The following is a 15,108-nucleotide window of genomic DNA, read 5'->3' on the forward strand; positions in this document are numbered from 1 at the left end:
TCAGTCCGTCAGACGCGCGTCGACGAACGACGGGGTGGCGACGGTGCCGAGCGTCTCGACACCGGTCGCTCCGCCCACGAGGAAGTGGTTCTGCTGGTCGTAGAGCGGCAGGATGGCGAAGCTCTCCAGCACGATGCGCTGCGCCTCGGTGTACTGCGCTGCGCGGTCGGCCGGGTCGAGAGCGGAGGCGGCGGCATCGAGCGCGGCGTCGAGCTCCGGCACCCGCAGCATGGCGTGGTTGGCGAAGTAGCCCGAGGGGGCCGGCACCGTGCCGGACGAGTGGTAGAGGATGCGCAGGACGTCGGGGCCGACGATCGTGTACGGGGCGCTGACGGCCTCGTACTCGTGCGCGCCGAGGGCGCCGTACCACGTCGAGAGGTCGACGGGCGACAGCACGACGTCGAAGCCGACCGCGGCCGTGTTCGCCTGGATCTGCTGGAAGAGCGACTGCTCGGCCGCCGTCGACTGGTTGGTCGAGACGGGGAAGCGCACCGTGAGGCGCGCGCCGTCCTTCACCCGCACGCCGTCGTCGTCGCGCTCGGTCCAGCCCGCGTCGTCGAGGAGCGCACCGGCGGCGTCGGGATCGGTGGCGAACAGGGACTCGTCCGAGTAGGCGAGCGGCTCGACGCTCGACAGCGGGGAGAACGAGCGCTCCGCCGTCCCGAGGAAGAGCGTCTCGATGCCCGGGGTCGGGTCGGCGGCGCGGATGAACGCCTCGCGGACGCGCACGTCGTCGAACGGCGCCTGCGCCGTGTTGAGCTCGATGCGGTTGGAGGAGGCGGGGCGCGGGGCGTCGATGTGCGTGAGGCCGAGTCCCTCCGCCGCGACGATGTCGGAGGGGAGAGGGTTGTCGACGACGTCGACCTCGCCGGACGCGAGGGCCGCCTGCCGCGTCGCGGCGTCCGGGATGAACCGCCACTCGATGCCGTCGAGGTACGCGGGCCCGTCGTGGTCGGCGGTCGGGTTCGTCGACACGTAGTCGTCGTTGCGCACGAGCGTCACACGCTGCTGCGGCACCCACTCGTCCACGACGAACGGCCCCGTGCCGACCGGGGCGAGGCAGTTCTCCTCCTGGCCGCGGGCGAGGCCGGCGGGCGACTCCATGGCGGTCCACGGCTGGCTCAGCGCCTCGAGGAGGGCCGACTTGGGGGTGGACAGGTGCAGCCGCACCGCGTGATCGTCGACGACCTCGACCTCCTCGATCTGCTCGACGGCGAGATAGCCGGTCGAGGACGCGGTGTCGGGATCCTGCAGGTGCTCGATGTTGACCTCCACGGCCTCCGCGTCGAACGGCGTGCCGTCGGTGAAGACGATGTCGTCGCGCAGCGTGATGTCCCACGTGAGGCCGTCCTCGGACACCTCCCACCCTGACGCGAGCCACGGCCGGATGGCGCCGTCGGCGTCGCGGCCGAAGAGCGGCTCGAGGTACTGCGAGCTGAGGAGCGCCTGCGGGTAGTTGCCGCCCACGTGGGGGTCCAGGCAGGTCGGCTCGGCATCGCCCGTCGCGTAGACGAGCGTGCCGCCGTCGGCGCCGTCCTCGGAGGCCGGGGCCTCCGGAGCGGAGCACGCGGCGAGGAGCAGGAGGGGGGAGAGCGCGGCCGCGGCGGCGGCCAGACGAGGAGAGGGCATGGCGGCTTTCGGAGAGGAAAGTGGACGGTGTCCAACATTACCGGCGCGGCGACGGGGCGGACGCGCAGGAAGCTATTGTTGGACGCGATCCAAAAAAGATCGTGAAGGAGATCGACGTGACCGACGTCCTGCTCGCGGGCCTCGCGCCCGACTACGTCCCCTACCTCGAAGCGTGGGAGCTGCAGCGGCGGCTCCACGCGGAGGTCGTCGCGGGGGAGCGCGACGACACGCTCGTGCTGCTCGAGCACGAGGCCGTCTACACCGCGGGCAAGCGCACCGAGCCGCACGAGCGGCCCCGGGACGGCACGCCCGTCGTCGACGTCGACCGCGGTGGGAAGATCACGTGGCACGGGCCCGGCCAGCTCGTCGGCTACCCGATCGTGCGCCTGCCGGCGCCGTTCGCCGTCGTCGACCACGTGCGCCGGCTCGAACGCGTGCTCATCGCGGTGCTCGCCGAGCACGGCGTCGACGGCTACCAGGTGGAGGGGCGCAGCGGCGTCTGGCTCCGCGGCGTGCTCCGAGAGGAGAAGGTCGCGGCGATCGGGGTCCGTGTCGCACAGGGCGTCGCGATGCACGGCTTCGCGATCAACTGCGACAACACCCTCGACGGGTTCGGCGGCATCATCCCGTGCGGCATCTCCGACGCGGGCGTGACGACGATGAGCTCCCACGCAGGCCGCATCATCCGGCCGTCCGACGTCGTCGACACGGTCGTGTCCGCGTTCCGTGCCGAGTACGCGGGGGTCGCCGCGTGAGCGCGGGGCCCGACGGGCGCCGTCTGCTGCGCCTCGAGGTGCGCAACGCCGAGACGCCCATCGAGCGCAAGCCGCCGTGGATCAAGACGACCGCGAAGCTCGGGCCGGAGTACCAGGCCCTGCACGCGCTCGTGAAGTCGGAGGACCTGCACACCGTGTGCCAGGAGGCGGGGTGCCCGAACATCTTCGAGTGCTGGGAGGACAAGGAGGCGACGTTCCTCATCGGCGGATCGCAGTGCACCCGCCGCTGCGACTTCTGCCAGATCGACACGGGCAAGCCCGCCGACTACGACACCGACGAGCCCCGCCGCGTCGCGGAGAGCGTGCAGCGGATGGGCCTGCGGTACGCCACCGTGACGAGCGTGGCGCGCGACGACCTCCCCGACACGGGGGCGTGGCTCAACGCCGAGACCGTCCGCCGCATCCACGCGCTCAACCCGAACACCGGCGTCGAGCTGCTCGCCAACGAGCACAACGCCGACCCGTCGTTCCTCGGGGAGATCTTCGACGCGCGGCCCGAGGTGTTCGCGCACAACGTCGAGACCGTGCCGCGCATCTTCAAGCGCATCCGTCCGGCGTTCCGCTACGAGCGGTCGCTCGACGTGCTCACGCAGGCGCACGACGCGGGCCTCATCACGAAGTCGAACCTCATCCTCGGGATGGGCGAGACCTCCGACGAGGTCGTCGAGGCGCTGCACGATCTGCATGACGCCGGCTGCGACATCATCACGATCACGCAGTACCTGCGCCCGACGCCCCGCCATCATCCCGTCGACCGCTGGGTCAAGCCGGAGGAGTTCGTCGCGTTCAAGGGGATCGCGGAGGAGATCGGGTTCCTCGGCGTGCTCGCGGGCCCGCTCGTGCGCTCGTCGTACCGCGCCGGGCGCCTCTGGGCGCAGTCGATGGCGTCGAAGGGCCGGGAGATCCCCGCGCACCTCGCGCACATCGCGGCCTCCGCCGACCTCGGCTTCGCGCAGGCGGTGTGAGCGGCGGCTAGCCTGGCAGGATGGCGGGCGTGAGAGCAGGGCGGCCGCGGGCGTCCTCGCGCGAGGTGCTCGCGGAGGCGGCCTGCGAGCTGTTCCTCGAGCAGGGCTTCGAGGCCACGTCGATCGCCGACATCGCGCGGAGGGCCGGGGTCAGCCGCTCGAGCTTCTTCAACTACGCGACGTCGAAGGCCGGGCTCCTGTGGGCGCCGTTCGACGAGCGCTCCGCCGTGCTCGCCGACCTGCTGGATGCCCCCGGCCATCCGCTCGACGCGGCGCTGCGGGGCGCCGTGCTGACGTTCGCGGAGGGTCTGCGCCCCGACGCCCTGGCGCTCGCCATCGCGAACGCCGACGCGATGGGGATGGCCGCCGATCTGGAGCGGGAGTCGGCGGTGCGGATGGCGCGGATCGCGTCGACCATCGCGACGGGCGCACGCAGGGGCGGCCGTGACGGGCTGTCCGCCGACATCGCGGGCGCCGCATACGCGGGCGCCGTCATGAGCGCGCTGAGGCACTGGGCGCTCGCGGGGCCGGGCACGCGCGCCCTTCGCGACGTCCTCGCCGATGCGCTCGACGCGCTGCCTGGCGCCGTGCGCTGACCCGGCGGGCGCGGTGGGTCGGCCGGTCGGCGGCAGCGGGTAAAATCGACGCATCATGGCTACCTTCGGCACGCTCTCCGAGCGCCTCACCGACACCTTCCGCAACCTCCGGACCAAGGGCAAGCTCTCGCCCGCGGACGTCGACGGGACGGTGCGGGAGATCCGCCGCGCGCTGCTCGATGCGGATGTCGCGCTGCCGGTCGTGAAGGAGTTCGCCGCGAAGGTGCGCGAGCGCGCGCTCGGCGACGACGTCAACAAGGCGCTCAACCCCGCTCAGCAGGTCGTCCAGATCGTCAACGAGGAGCTCGTCGGCATCCTCGGCGGCGAGCAGCGTCGCCTGCAGTTCGCGAAGACGGCGCCGACCGTCATCATGCTCGCCGGCCTGCAGGGCTCGGGCAAGACGACGTTCGCCGGGAAACTCGCCCGCAAGCTGGAGAAGGAGGGGCACACGCCGCTCCTCGTCGCCGCCGACCTCCAGCGCCCCAACGCCGTGAACCAGCTCCAGGTGGTCGCCGAGCGCGCCGGCGCGACGATCTACGCGCCCGAGCCGGGCAACGGCGTCGGCGACCCCGTGCGGGTCTCGCGCGACGGCGTCGAGCACGCGCGCCGGCAGCAGCACGACGTCGTCATCATCGACACCGCCGGCCGACTGGGCGTCGACGCCGACCTCATGAAGCAGGCGTCGGACATCCGCCGGGCGACCCAGCCCGACGAGGTGCTCTTCGTCATCGACGCCATGATCGGCCAGGACGCCGTCAACACGGCGAAGGCGTTCCAGGAGGGCGTCGACTTCACGGGCGTCGTGCTGTCGAAGCTCGACGGCGACGCGCGAGGCGGCGCCGCGCTGTCGGTCGCGTCCGTGACGGGCCGGCCCATCATCTTCGCCTCGACGGGAGAGGGCCTCGACGACCTCGAGGACTTCCATCCCGACCGCATGGCGAGCCGCATCCTCGACCTCGGCGACGTCCTGACGCTCATCGAGCAGGCGCAGCAGGCGTTCGACGAGGAGGAGGCGGCGAAGGTCGCCGAGAAGCTCGCCACGGAGCAGTTCACGCTCGAGGACTTCCTCCAGCAGATGCAGCAGCTCAAGAAGATGGGCTCCATGAAGAAGATGCTCGGGATGCTCCCGGGCATGGGGGCCATGAAGCAGCAGCTCGACGACTTCGACGAGCGCGAGATCGATCGCACGGAGGCGATCATCCGCTCGATGACGCCCGCGGAGCGGCAGAACACGAAGATCCTCAACGGATCGCGGCGCCTGCGCATCGCGAAGGGCTCCGGCATGACGGTGACCGATGTGAACCAGCTCGTCAACCGGTTCGAGCAGGCGGCCAAGATGATGAAGACCGTCGCCCGAGGCGGCACCCCGCAGATCCCCGGGATGGGGGCGATGCCCGGCATGGGCAAGCCGGGCGCCTCGGCGAAGCGCGGCGCGAAGAAGGGCAGGAAGCCGCAGGGATCGCGGTCGGGGAACCCGGCCAAGCGCGCGGCCGAGAACTCCGGGGCTCCCGCCGCGGCGGCTCCCACGGGGTCGGGCTTCGGCCTCGGCGGCTCCCCGGCGCAGCCGAGCGAGGCGGACCTCGCCGAGATCCAGAAGCTCTTCGGCAAGGGCTGAGCCCGTGTGAGACTGGCGGCATGGATCAGCGCGTCAGCCTCATCACGCTCGTCGTCGACGACATCGCGGCATCCCGGGCATTCTATGTCGACGGGCTCGGGTGGACGCCCGAGCTCGAGGTCGCCGGCGAGGTGCTGATGATCCGGATCGGCGAGCGCCTGCTGCTGTCGCTCTGGGATCGCACCCATGCCGAAGGCGAGATCGGCCCCGTCGCCTCCGGCGGCACGCCGCCGCTCACGCTCGCGCACAACCTGCGCACGGAGCGCGAGGTCGACACCGTGCTCGCGCTCGCGCGGACGGCGGGCGCCGTGACGGTCGTCGACGCGGTGCACCGGGAATGGGGCGGGTACTCGGGGTACTTCGCCGATCCCGACGGATTCCGTTGGGAGATCGCGGTCAACCCGTCGCCGCTCGGGGAGTCGCTCCTCCCGTGAACGGCACGAGGGCCGGGGATCGCTCCCCGGCCCTCGCCCTCTCGTCTCGACGGGTCAGCTCACGTCGTCGTCGACCCAGTCCATCGACTTCGTGACGGCCTTCCGCCACTGGCGCAGCAGGCGGTCGCGCTCTGCGTCGTCCATGGAGGGCTCCCAGCGACGGTCCTCCTGCCAGTTCGCGGACAGATCGTCGAGCCCGTTCCAGAACCCGACAGCGAGACCGGCCGCGTAGGCGGCTCCGAGCGCCGTCGTCTCGGCGACGACGGGGCGCACGACCGGCACGCCCAGGACGTCGGCCTGGAACTGCATGAGCGTGTCGTTGGCGACCATGCCGCCGTCGACCTTGAGCTCGGCGAGATCCACCCCCGCGTCGGCGTTCACCGCGTCCAGCACGTCGCGGGTCTGGAAGGCGACGGCCTCCAGCGCGGCGCGCGCGATGTGGCCCTTGTTGGCGTACCGCGTGAGACCGACGATCGCGCCGCGCGCGTCGGGCCTCCAGTACGGGGCGAAGAGGCCGGAGAAGGCCGGCACGACGTAGACGCCGCCGTTGTCCTCCACGCCCGCGGCGAGGGTCTCGACCTCTGGCGCCGAGGAGATGATGCCGAGCTGGTCGCGCAGCCACTGGATGAGCGATCCGGTGACGGCGATCGATCCCTCGAGCGCGTAGTGCGTCGGCTGGTCGCCGAGCTTGTAGCCCACCGTCGTGAGCAGCCCGTTCTGCGAGCGGACGATCTCCTCGCCCGTCTGGAAGATGAGGAAGTTCCCCGTGCCGTAGGTGTTCTTGCTCTCGCCCGCGGTGAACGCCGCCTGCCCGAACGTCGCCGCCTGCTGGTCGCCGAGGATGCCCGCGATGGGCGTCTCGCGCAGGAGCGAGGAGTCCTCCGCGGCGCCGTAGACCTCGGAGGAGGACCGGATCTCGGGCAGCATCGAGCGCGGGACGCCGAACGCCTCCAGGATGTCGTCGCGCCACTCGAGCGTCTCGAGGTCCATGAAGAGCGTGCGCGACGCGTTCGTGACGTCGGTGACGTGCACGCCGCCGTCGACCCCGCCCGTGAGGTTCCAGAGCACCCACGAGTCCGTCGTCCCGAAGGCGAGCTGCCCCGCCTCGGCCTTCTCCCGCGCGCCGTCGACGTTCTCGAGGATCCAGGCGATCTTCGTGCCGGAGAAGTACGTCGCGAGCGGCAGGCCGACGATCGGCTTGAAGCGCTCGACCCCGCCGTCGGCCGCCAGCCGGTCGACGATCGCCTGCGTGCGCGTGTCCTGCCACACGATGGCGTTGTACACGGGCTCGCCCGTCGTGCGATCCCACACGACGGCCGTCTCGCGCTGGTTCGTGATGCCGATGGCCGCGATGTCGTGCCGCGTGAGGTCGGCACGGCTCAATGCGAGGCCGATGACCTCCTGAACGTTGCGCCAGATCTCGCGCGCGTCGTGCTCGACCCAGCCCGGGTGCGGCAGGATCTGCTCGTGCTCCTTCTGGCCGGTGGCGACGATGCTGCCGGCGCGGTCGAAGATGATCGCACGACTCGAGGTCGTGCCCTGGTCGATGGCGATGATGTAGTCGGCCATGATGTTCTGTTCTCCTTCGAAACGGGGGTCGGATCAGGCGGCGAGGCCGAGGAGGGCCGGAGCGGCGAGCGCGGCCAGCGCGCCGCCGATGAGGGGGCCGACGACGGGCACCCAGGCGTAGGACCAGTCGCTCGACCCCTTGCCCTTGATGGGCAGCAGCGCGTGCGCGATGCGGGGACCGAGATCGCGCGCGGGGTTGATGGCGTAGCCGGTCGGTCCGCCGAGCGAGGCGCCGATGCCGACCACGACGAGGGCGACGGGAAGCGCCGAGAGCGGACCGAGCCCGCCGGGGACGCCGACCTCGATGTCGCCGTAGTCGGCGAACGCGAACACCGCGAACACGAGCACGAACGTCGCGATGATCTCCGTGACGAGGTTGTGCCCGTACGAGCGGATGGCCGGGCCCGTCGAGAAGACGCCGAGCTTGTTCGCCGGCTCCTCCTCCGCGTCGAAGTGCTGACGGTAGGCCGCCCAGCACAGCACGGCGCCGACGATCGCCCCGAGGAGCTCGGCGGCGACGGCGACGAGGAACATCGGGAACGAGATGGTTCCCGCGATGAGGAGGCCGATACCCACGGCCGGGTTGAGGATGGCACCCGAGTACGCGGAGGCGAGCACGCCCACGAACACGGCGAGGCCCCATCCCCAGTTGACCATCAGGGTCCCGCCGCCGAGGCCCTTCGTCTTCGCGAGGACGACGTTGGCGACGACGCCGCAGCCCAGCAGGATCAGCAGCGCGGTCCCGACGAACTCGGACAGGAAGTACAGCCCGAGATTCACTTCATTCATGTCTTCTTCGACCTTTCAGGGGCGCGGCGGCCCCCCTGCCGCCGCGCTGCGGGTGGGAGAGGATCTCCCGTGCGGGCCCTGTCGGAGGAGGCCCGGGCGATCGCCCCGCCTCAGTGGCGGGTGCGATCGGGGATCGTGAGCCCGTGGGCGTCGTTGAGGAGCGCGCGCGCCTCCTGCACCTCGGCATCGCGACGTGCGCGGTCCCACTCGAGGAGGGGCGCGAGCGCGTCGGCGATCTCGTCGAGCACGTCGGCGTCGACGTCGCCCGTGAAGGCGATGCTGGTGCGCCGGAGGAGCACGTCCGCGAGGTGGACGACGTGCTCGTTGCGGACCATCCAGGCGAGCTCGCGCGTGGACAGCGCGCCCCCGGCGAGCGGCTCGTCGTGACCCTGCTCGACGTCCTCCCAGACGGCGGCCGCGCGCGTCCCGTACCGCGTGAGGAGCGCTTCTCCGCGCGCGCCGGCCCCCGGCAGGTGAGCGCCGATCCAGGCGCGGCGATCGGGATCGGTGCGCGGGAAGTCCTTGCCTCCGCCGATGGGCAGGCCGGAGGTGGAGACGGAGCGCGTGCGGCCGACGAGACCGAGGACGATGTCGGAGAGCGACTCGCCGAGCGCGCGGAAGGTCGTCCACTTGCCGCCGACGAGGCTGACGAGCGGGACGCGGGCCGAACGGTCGACCTCGACGCGGTAGTCGCGGGAGACGAAGCCGGGCGCCGTGTCCTCGTGCCGGGGAAGCGGGCGGATGCCGGCGAACCGGTAGACGATCTGCGACCGGTCCACGGCGATCGACGGGAAAACGTGATGGACGAGGTCGAAGAAGTAGTCGACCTCCTCCTCCGTGCAGCGTGCGGGCTCGCGCGGGTCGGCGTCGATGTCGGTCGTCCCGACGAGCACCCGCCCCTTCAGCGGGTAGATGAGCACGATGCGCCCGTCGGAGTGCTCGAAGAAGATCTCCCTGCCCTGGGTCGCCGCGAGGAGCTCGGGATGGTCGAGCACGATGTGGGAGCCCTTGGTGCCGCCCATGAACCGGGTGGAGGTGCCGAGCGCCTCGTTCGTGAGGTCCGTCCACGGACCCGAGGCGTTCACGACGACGTCGGCGGCGATCTCGAAGCGCGTCCCGGTCTCCCGATCGAGCACCTCCACGCCGTCGGCCGTGCGTGCGACGGCCTCCACGTAGTTGAGGGCGTGGGCCCCCTCGTGCGCGGCGAGGCCGTCCTGGAGCACATCGAGAGCGAGACGCTCCGGATCGTGCATCGAGGCGTCGTAGTAGGTCGCGGTGTACTTCACCGCGGGGTCGAGCGCGGGGAGCTCGGACAGCGACTTCTTCCGGCCGAGGAAGCGGTGACGCGGGACCGAGCCGCCGTCGCGCGAGAACGTGTCGTAGAGGACGAGCCCGATCTTGATGAGCGCGGCCCCCCTCTCCTGCGGCTTGCCCGAACGGTGCGTGAGGAACCGGAGCGGGGCCGAGAGGATGCCGGAGAACGTCGAGTAGATCGGGATGGTCGTGCGCAGCGGCTTGACGAAGTGCGGTGCGATCCGGAGCAGCCCGTTGCGCTCCTGGACGGATTCCTTGACGAGGCGGAACTCGCCGTTCTCGAGATAGCGGATGCCGCCGTGGATCATGTGGCTGGAGGCGGCCGAGGCGCCGGAGGCGAAGTCCGACCGCTCCACGAGCACGACGTCGACGCCCTGCAGGGCGAGGTCGCGGAACGTCGAGATCCCGTTGATGCCTCCGCCGATGACGACGACCGTCGTGCGTCCTGCGGCCCGGACCGAGGCGACCGCCGGCCGCTCCTGTGCGTTGTGCGTGTCGATCATCGTCGACCTCCCTCTCGCTCGTTCGGGTATAGCCTCAGTCGGCGGACACATGCGCGCAACCCGAGTGCACATATGTGCACGGCGCGCCGTCGGAGGAGGGTCGGATGGTCGAGGACGGTGCGCAGATGCGCGACGGAAAGATGCTGCAGGCGCTCAAGGCGGCGCAGCTCTACTACCTGCAGGACCGCACCATGGAGTCGATCGCGCAGGAGCTCGGCACATCGCGCTCCTCCGTGTCGCGGCTGCTCAGCCATGCGCGCGAGACGGGGCTCGTGGAGATCCGCATCACCTCGCCCCTCGAACGCGGGGGAGAGCTCGAGCGCCGGATCGCGGACCGCTTCCCCGTCGCCGCACACGTCGTCCCGCTGCCGGAGAGCGTGAGCGACGTCGACCGGCTCGAACGCGTCGCGCTCACGGCGGCGCGGCTGCTCGCGCAGTTCGTCGACTCGCACATGGTGGTGGGCGTGGCGTGGGGCTCGACGCTCAGCGCCGTGAGCCGCAACCTGCCGCAGAAGGAGACCCACAACACGACCGTCGTCCAGCTCAACGGCGCGGGCAACACGCAGACGACGGGCGTCGAGTACTCCAGCGAGATCCTGCAGCGGTTCGGCGCGGCGTTCGGCGCGCGCGTGCAGCAGTTCCCGGTCCCGGCGTTCTTCGACGACCCGGCGACGCGCGAGGCGATGTGGCGGGAGCGGAGCACGCGGCGCGTGCTCGAGCTGCAGGCGCGCATGGACCTCGCGCTGTTCAGCCTGGGGTCGCCGTCGGCGGAGGTGCCGAGCCGCGTCTACGTCGGCGGCTATCTCGACAAGGCCGACTACCGCAGCCTGGGGGAGGACCGCGTCATCGGCGATCTGGCGACGGTCTTCTTCCGTGCGGACGGGTCGTGGCGGGACATCCGCCTCAACGCCCGCGCGACGGGCCCGACGCTCGATCGGATCCGACGGGTGCCGCGGCGCGTCTGCGTCGTCGCGGGGGCGCACAAGCTCGCGAGCCTGCGTGCCGCCGTCGCCGCGGGGCTCGTCACCGACGTCGTGCTCGACGAGACCCTGGCACGCCTGCTGGTCGAGTCGACCTGATCGGGGCTATTCGCCTTCCGATCGCCCCAGCCGCCAGTACCCCATGAACGCCACGGCGCGGCGGTCGACGCCGTGCTCGGAGACGAGGTGGCGACGCAGCGTCTTGATGGCGGAGGACTCCCCGGCGAGCCACGCGTAGAGCGGAGCGCTGCGCAGCGCCGCCCCGCCCTTCTTGGCTCGCGGCACCTCCCACAGGATGTCGTGGTCGACGTCGATCTCCTCCACCTCCGCCCCGCGGCCCGGTGCGCAGAGGACGGGGGCGACGGCCGTGACGGTGCGGACGAGATGCGCGTGACGCTCCTCGCCCTCGCGACCCGAGACGTGGACGTCGAAGCCCGGGTGGGAAGGGAGGTACGCGGCATCCCTGGCATCGGGCACCTCGAGCACGACGACGCCCCTGGCGTCGCGGGGCAGCTGCTCGAGGATCGCCGCGATCGCCGGCGCCGCCGTCTCGTCACCGGCGAGGAGGATCTGCTCGACCTCGGCGGGAGGCACGAAGTCCACCCCGTAGCTGACGCCCGTGCGATCGACGGTGGGGGCGAGGAGGAGCACCTCGTCGCCCACCTGGGCCCTCTCGATCCACGCCGACGCGGGGCCGGACACATCGTGCGCGACCATGTCGACGTCGACCTCCCGCTCGGCGTTGCGGACCGCACGCGTCGTGTAGGTGCGGAACGGCAGGCGCGACTCGGGCGGCAGCGCGCGCCACGCGGTGTACCAGTCGTCGCCCGTCGGCATGTCGTCGAACGTCAGGCCGGGAGCGGGGAAGACGACCTTGATGCGCTGGTCGAACCCCGGATCCCCGTAGCGGTCGAGGCCGTCGCCCGTGAAGGTGAACCGCCGGAAGCTGGGCGTCAGGTCGGCGATGCGCGCGACGCGCGCGCGGAAGAACTCCATGTCGGCCATGTCAGGCTCCTGTCGTGGAACGGGCGGAGGGCGCGTCGATCACATGGTGCCGCCCGCGCGGGAGGACGAGCGGCGTGCCCGACACCGGATCGGGGATGACGAGCGCATCGAGGTCGAAGACCTCGCCGATGAGCTCGCTCGTGACGATGTCGGCGGGGGCGCCGTGCGCGACGAGCCGTCCTGCGCGGAGGGCGAAGAGGTGGTCGGCGTACCGCGCCGCGAGATTGATGTCGTGCAGGACCATGACGATCGTCGTGCCCTCGCGGCGGTTGAGGTCGGTGAGGAGGTCGAGCACCTCCACCTGATGGGTGACGTCGAGGAACGTCGTCGGCTCGTCGAGGAGGAGGATCCCGGTCTCCTGGGCGAGGGCCATGGCGATCCAGACGCGCTGGCGCTGTCCTCCAGACAGCTCGTCGACCGAGCGGTCGGCGAGCTCGGCGACGCCCGTCGCCTCGAGCGCGGCCGCGACGGCGCGCTCGTCGTCGCGGGTCCAGGAGCGGAAGAGCTTCTGATGCGGATGGCGGCCGCGCCCGACGAGGTCGGCGACCGCGATGCCCTCCGGCGCGACCGGCTGCTGGGGGAGGAGGCCCAGGGTGCGCGCGAGCTCCTTCGTGGGGAGCTCGTCGATGCGCCGCCCGTCGAGCACGACGCCGCCCGCCTTCGCGGGGATGAGCCGGGAGATCGTCTTCAGCAGCGTCGACTTGCCGCAGGCGTTCGCGCCGACGATGACGCTGATGCGCCCCGCCGGCACGACGAGGTCGACGCCGTCGACGATCGTCCTGGCCCCGTAGCCGGCCACGAGGCCGCGTGTTTCGAGGGTGTGCTGCGCGGTCACGAGGAACCTCCGAGTCGGCTCGTGCGGATGAGCAGGTAGAGCAGGTAGGGGGCGCCGAGGATGCCCGTCACGACCCCCACGGGGAACTTCGTGTCGAACGCGAACTGCCCGATGAGGTCGGCGCCGAGCACGAGGCAGGCGCCGAACAGCCCGGCCGGGAGGACGAGCGATCCGCCAGGGCCGACGATGCGCGCCGCGATGGGGCCGGCGAGGAACGCGACGAACGCGATCGGCCCCGTCGTCGCGGTCGCGAAGCACGCGAGCGCGACGGCCGCGAGGATGAGGAGGATGCGCGACCGGTCGACGCGCACGCCGAGGGCGGTGGCCGACGCGTCGCCGAGCTCGAGCGCCCTCAGATCGCGAGAGAGCACGAGGACGAGGGGGACGAGCACCGCGACGGCGATCGCGAGCGGCGGCAGATCGGACATCGTGGCGCCGTTGAGGCTGCCCGTGAGCCACCGCATCGCGACGGGGACGTCCCACTCGGCGGCGCGCGAGATGACGAAGGACACGACGGCGTTGAGCATCGCGCCCACGCCGATGCCGATGAGGATGAGGCGGCCGCCCGTGGACTCCCCGCCGCGGGCGGCGGCGTAGATCACGGCTGCGGTGCCGATGCCGGCCACGAGCGCGAGGACGATCGTCGCGCCCGACGACCAGTGCAGGACGATGAGCGCGACGACGGCGGCGGCGCTGGCACCCGAGGTGATGCCGATGACGTCGGGGCTCGCGAGGGGGTTGCGGAGCATCGTCTGGAAGGTGGTGCCCGCTACGCCGAAGGCGATTCCGGCGAGGGCGCCGGTGAGCGCGCGGGGGATGCGCAGCCCGCCGACCGTGAAGGACGCGCCGGGGATGTCGGCGCCGAGCACGACCGCGACGACGTCGGACACCGGGTAGATGGTCCGTCCCAGCAGCAGCATGGCGGCCATCAGGGCGACCAGGAGGACGGCGAGCGCGGCCGTCGCGACGGCGCGTCGGCGACCGCGGCGGCGCCGACCCGCTCGGATGGCGTCGAGGGGCGCCGCGGGGATGGGGGCGGGGGTGAGGACGGCGGACATCAGAGGGCTCTCATGCGCGTGCGGCGGGCGATGACGACGAGGACGGGGGCGCCGAGGAACGCCGTGACGATCCCGGCCTCGACCTCGCCGGGCGAGCCGATGACGCGCCCCAGGGTGTCGGCCGCCGTGAGCAGCACGGCGCCGCCGACGGCGGAGAAGGGGAGGATCCAGCGCTGGTCGGGCCCCGTGAGGAGGCGGACGACGTGCGGCACCATGAGGCCGACGAAGGCGATCGGCCCGGCGACAGCCGTGACGGCGGCGCAGAGGACCACGCCGGCCGCGGCGGCCAGGGCGCGGGTGGGGCCCACGCGGATGCCGAGTCCGACGGCCACGTCGTCGCCCAGGGCGAGCGCGTTGAGCGCGGGCGCCGCGAGGAACGCCGCGAGCGCCGCGATGGCCAGCAGCGGCACGATGATCGCCATCGTCTCCCACGTCGCCCCTCCGACGCCGCCGACCTGCCAGAAGCGGAACTCGTTCATGGCGGCGACACGGGGCAGGAGGACGGCGCTCACGAGCGACGAGAGCGCGGCGGTCGTGGCGGCCCCGGCGAGGGCGAGCTTGATGGGCGTCGCGCCGCCCGCGCCGACCGATCCGACGACGTAGACGAACACGGCCGTGAGGGCCGCCCCGGCGAGCGCGAGCCCGAGGAACTGGAAGACCGAGGTGATGCCGAGGAAGGCGATGCCGCAGACGACGAAGAGGGCGGCTCCGGTGTTCACGCCGAGGATGCCGGGGTCGGCGATGGGGTTGCGCGTGATCGCCTGCATGAGCGCGCCGGAGAGGGCGAGCGCGGCCCCCGCGACGAGGGCGAGCACGGTGCGCGGGATGCGCTGCTGGACCGCGATGGCGCCGATGTCCTCCGGCACGACCCCCCGGAACCACGATCCGAGGCCGTCGAGGATCTCGCCGAGGCTGACGGCGCGCGAGCCGAATGCGAGCGAGGCCAGCAGCACGAGGAGCACGGCCGCGGTGCTCGCCACCACGAGCACGGCGCGGCGCCGCCCGGGCCCCCCGGCGGGCCCCCCCCGCGGGGCCCGGGG

General features: G+C 72.0%; 14 protein-coding genes. 6 read left to right on the top strand and 8 right to left on the bottom strand.

All coding sequences use genetic code 11. The annotated features are described in order from the left end of the window. Positions 1-1,629: an ABC transporter substrate-binding protein gene (locus ACWGPF_RS04455; RefSeq protein ID WP_452331675.1), complete on the bottom strand. Its 1,629-nt coding sequence runs from the start codon at positions 1,627-1,629 to the stop codon at positions 1-3. Between the two features lie 116 nt (positions 1,630-1,745). Between ACWGPF_RS04455 and lipB the strand changes: the two genes are divergently transcribed. Genes lipB through ACWGPF_RS04480 form a run of 5 tightly spaced genes read left to right on the top strand, consistent with a single transcriptional unit; the run spans position 1,746 to position 6,015 of the window. Beyond that, entirely contained in the window at positions 1,746-2,384 is a 639-nt protein-coding gene (gene lipB, locus ACWGPF_RS04460) for a lipoyl(octanoyl) transferase LipB (RefSeq protein WP_452331676.1), read from the top strand. Then, positions 2,381-3,370, top strand: coding sequence for a lipoyl synthase (lipA, locus tag ACWGPF_RS04465; RefSeq protein WP_345435309.1), 990 nt, complete (start codon positions 2,381-2,383; stop codon positions 3,368-3,370). The genes lipB and lipA overlap by 4 nt, the downstream gene beginning before the upstream one ends. A gap of 20 nt (positions 3,371-3,390) precedes the next feature. Then, entirely contained in the window at positions 3,391-3,966 is a 576-nt protein-coding gene (locus ACWGPF_RS04470; RefSeq protein ID WP_452331677.1) for a TetR/AcrR family transcriptional regulator, read from the top strand. A gap of 55 nt (positions 3,967-4,021) precedes the next feature. After that, positions 4,022-5,581: a signal recognition particle protein gene (ffh, locus tag ACWGPF_RS04475; protein WP_452331678.1), complete on the top strand. Its 1,560-nt coding sequence runs from the start codon at positions 4,022-4,024 to the stop codon at positions 5,579-5,581. Positions 5,582-5,601: 20 nt separating this feature from the next. After that, on the top strand, positions 5,602-6,015 hold the full coding sequence (locus ACWGPF_RS04480) for a VOC family protein (protein WP_452331679.1): 414 nt from the start codon (positions 5,602-5,604) through the stop codon (positions 6,013-6,015). Positions 6,016-6,069: 54 nt separating this feature from the next. Here ACWGPF_RS04480 and glpK read toward each other — a convergent pair whose 3' ends face one another. From glpK to ACWGPF_RS04495, 3 genes are all read right to left on the bottom strand, one after another. Then, on the bottom strand, positions 6,070-7,584 hold the full coding sequence (gene glpK / locus ACWGPF_RS04485) for a glycerol kinase GlpK (RefSeq protein ID WP_345435317.1): 1,515 nt from the start codon (positions 7,582-7,584) through the stop codon (positions 6,070-6,072). Positions 7,585-7,617: 33 nt separating this feature from the next. Beyond that, a complete protein-coding gene (locus tag ACWGPF_RS04490) occupies positions 7,618-8,373 on the bottom strand; it encodes an MIP/aquaporin family protein (protein WP_452331680.1) in 756 nt (251 codons plus the stop codon). 110 nt (positions 8,374-8,483) lie between these two features. Further along, positions 8,484-10,190, bottom strand: coding sequence for an FAD-dependent oxidoreductase (locus tag ACWGPF_RS04495; RefSeq protein ID WP_452331681.1), 1,707 nt, complete (start codon positions 10,188-10,190; stop codon positions 8,484-8,486). Between the two features lie 104 nt (positions 10,191-10,294). Here ACWGPF_RS04495 and ACWGPF_RS04500 point away from each other — a divergent pair, with 104 nt between their 5' ends. Then, positions 10,295-11,269 carry a sugar-binding transcriptional regulator gene (locus tag ACWGPF_RS04500; protein ID WP_452331682.1) on the top strand — a complete coding sequence of 325 codons (975 nt, stop codon included), beginning with the start codon at positions 10,295-10,297 and terminating at the stop codon, positions 11,267-11,269. 6 nt (positions 11,270-11,275) lie between these two features. On the opposite strand, the gene ACWGPF_RS04505 is transcribed toward ACWGPF_RS04500, so the two are convergent. The 4 genes from ACWGPF_RS04505 to ACWGPF_RS04520 all read right to left on the bottom strand — a co-directional run. Continuing rightward, positions 11,276-12,175 (bottom strand): siderophore-interacting protein, encoded by a 900-nt coding sequence (locus ACWGPF_RS04505; protein ID WP_452331683.1) that lies wholly within the window; start codon positions 12,173-12,175, stop codon positions 11,276-11,278. A gap of 1 nt (position 12,176) precedes the next feature. Then, positions 12,177-13,010: an ABC transporter ATP-binding protein gene (locus tag ACWGPF_RS04510; RefSeq protein ID WP_452331684.1), complete on the bottom strand. Its 834-nt coding sequence runs from the start codon at positions 13,008-13,010 to the stop codon at positions 12,177-12,179. Then, positions 13,007-14,068: a FecCD family ABC transporter permease gene (locus tag ACWGPF_RS04515; protein WP_452331685.1), complete on the bottom strand. Its 1,062-nt coding sequence runs from the start codon at positions 14,066-14,068 to the stop codon at positions 13,007-13,009. Before ACWGPF_RS04515 ends, ACWGPF_RS04510 begins: the two co-directional genes overlap by 4 nt. After that, positions 14,068-15,108, bottom strand: a 1,041-nt coding sequence (locus ACWGPF_RS04520) for a FecCD family ABC transporter permease (RefSeq protein ID WP_452331686.1), incomplete at its 5' end; no start/stop codon positions are given. The genes ACWGPF_RS04515 and ACWGPF_RS04520, both read right to left, overlap by 1 nt.

It is taken from the genome of Microbacterium sp. NPDC055683, from assembly GCF_053617895.1.

What these genes read in the sequence shown, in the direction of transcription:
- ACWGPF_RS04500 (WP_452331682.1), top strand. Translation starts at nt 10,295, where the DNA reads ATGGTCGAGGACGGTGCGCAGATGCGCGACGGAAAGATGCTGCAGGCG.
- ACWGPF_RS04515 (WP_452331685.1), bottom strand. Translation starts at nt 14,068, where the DNA reads ATGTCCGCCGTCCTCACCCCCGCCCCCATCCCCGCGGCGCCCCTCGAC.
- glpK (WP_345435317.1), bottom strand. Translation starts at nt 7,584, where the DNA reads ATGGCCGACTACATCATCGCCATCGACCAGGGCACGACCTCGAGTCGT.
- ACWGPF_RS04455 (WP_452331675.1), bottom strand. Translation starts at nt 1,629, where the DNA reads ATGCCCTCTCCTCGTCTGGCCGCCGCCGCGGCCGCGCTCTCCCCCCTC.
- ACWGPF_RS04490 (WP_452331680.1), bottom strand. Translation starts at nt 8,373, where the DNA reads ATGAATGAAGTGAATCTCGGGCTGTACTTCCTGTCCGAGTTCGTCGGG.
- ACWGPF_RS04480 (WP_452331679.1), top strand. Translation starts at nt 5,602, where the DNA reads ATGGATCAGCGCGTCAGCCTCATCACGCTCGTCGTCGACGACATCGCG.
- ACWGPF_RS04470 (WP_452331677.1), top strand. Translation starts at nt 3,391, where the DNA reads ATGGCGGGCGTGAGAGCAGGGCGGCCGCGGGCGTCCTCGCGCGAGGTG.
- ACWGPF_RS04505 (WP_452331683.1), bottom strand. Translation starts at nt 12,175, where the DNA reads ATGGCCGACATGGAGTTCTTCCGCGCGCGCGTCGCGCGCATCGCCGAC.
- ffh (WP_452331678.1), top strand. Translation starts at nt 4,022, where the DNA reads ATGGCTACCTTCGGCACGCTCTCCGAGCGCCTCACCGACACCTTCCGC.
- ACWGPF_RS04495 (WP_452331681.1), bottom strand. Translation starts at nt 10,190, where the DNA reads ATGATCGACACGCACAACGCACAGGAGCGGCCGGCGGTCGCCTCGGTC.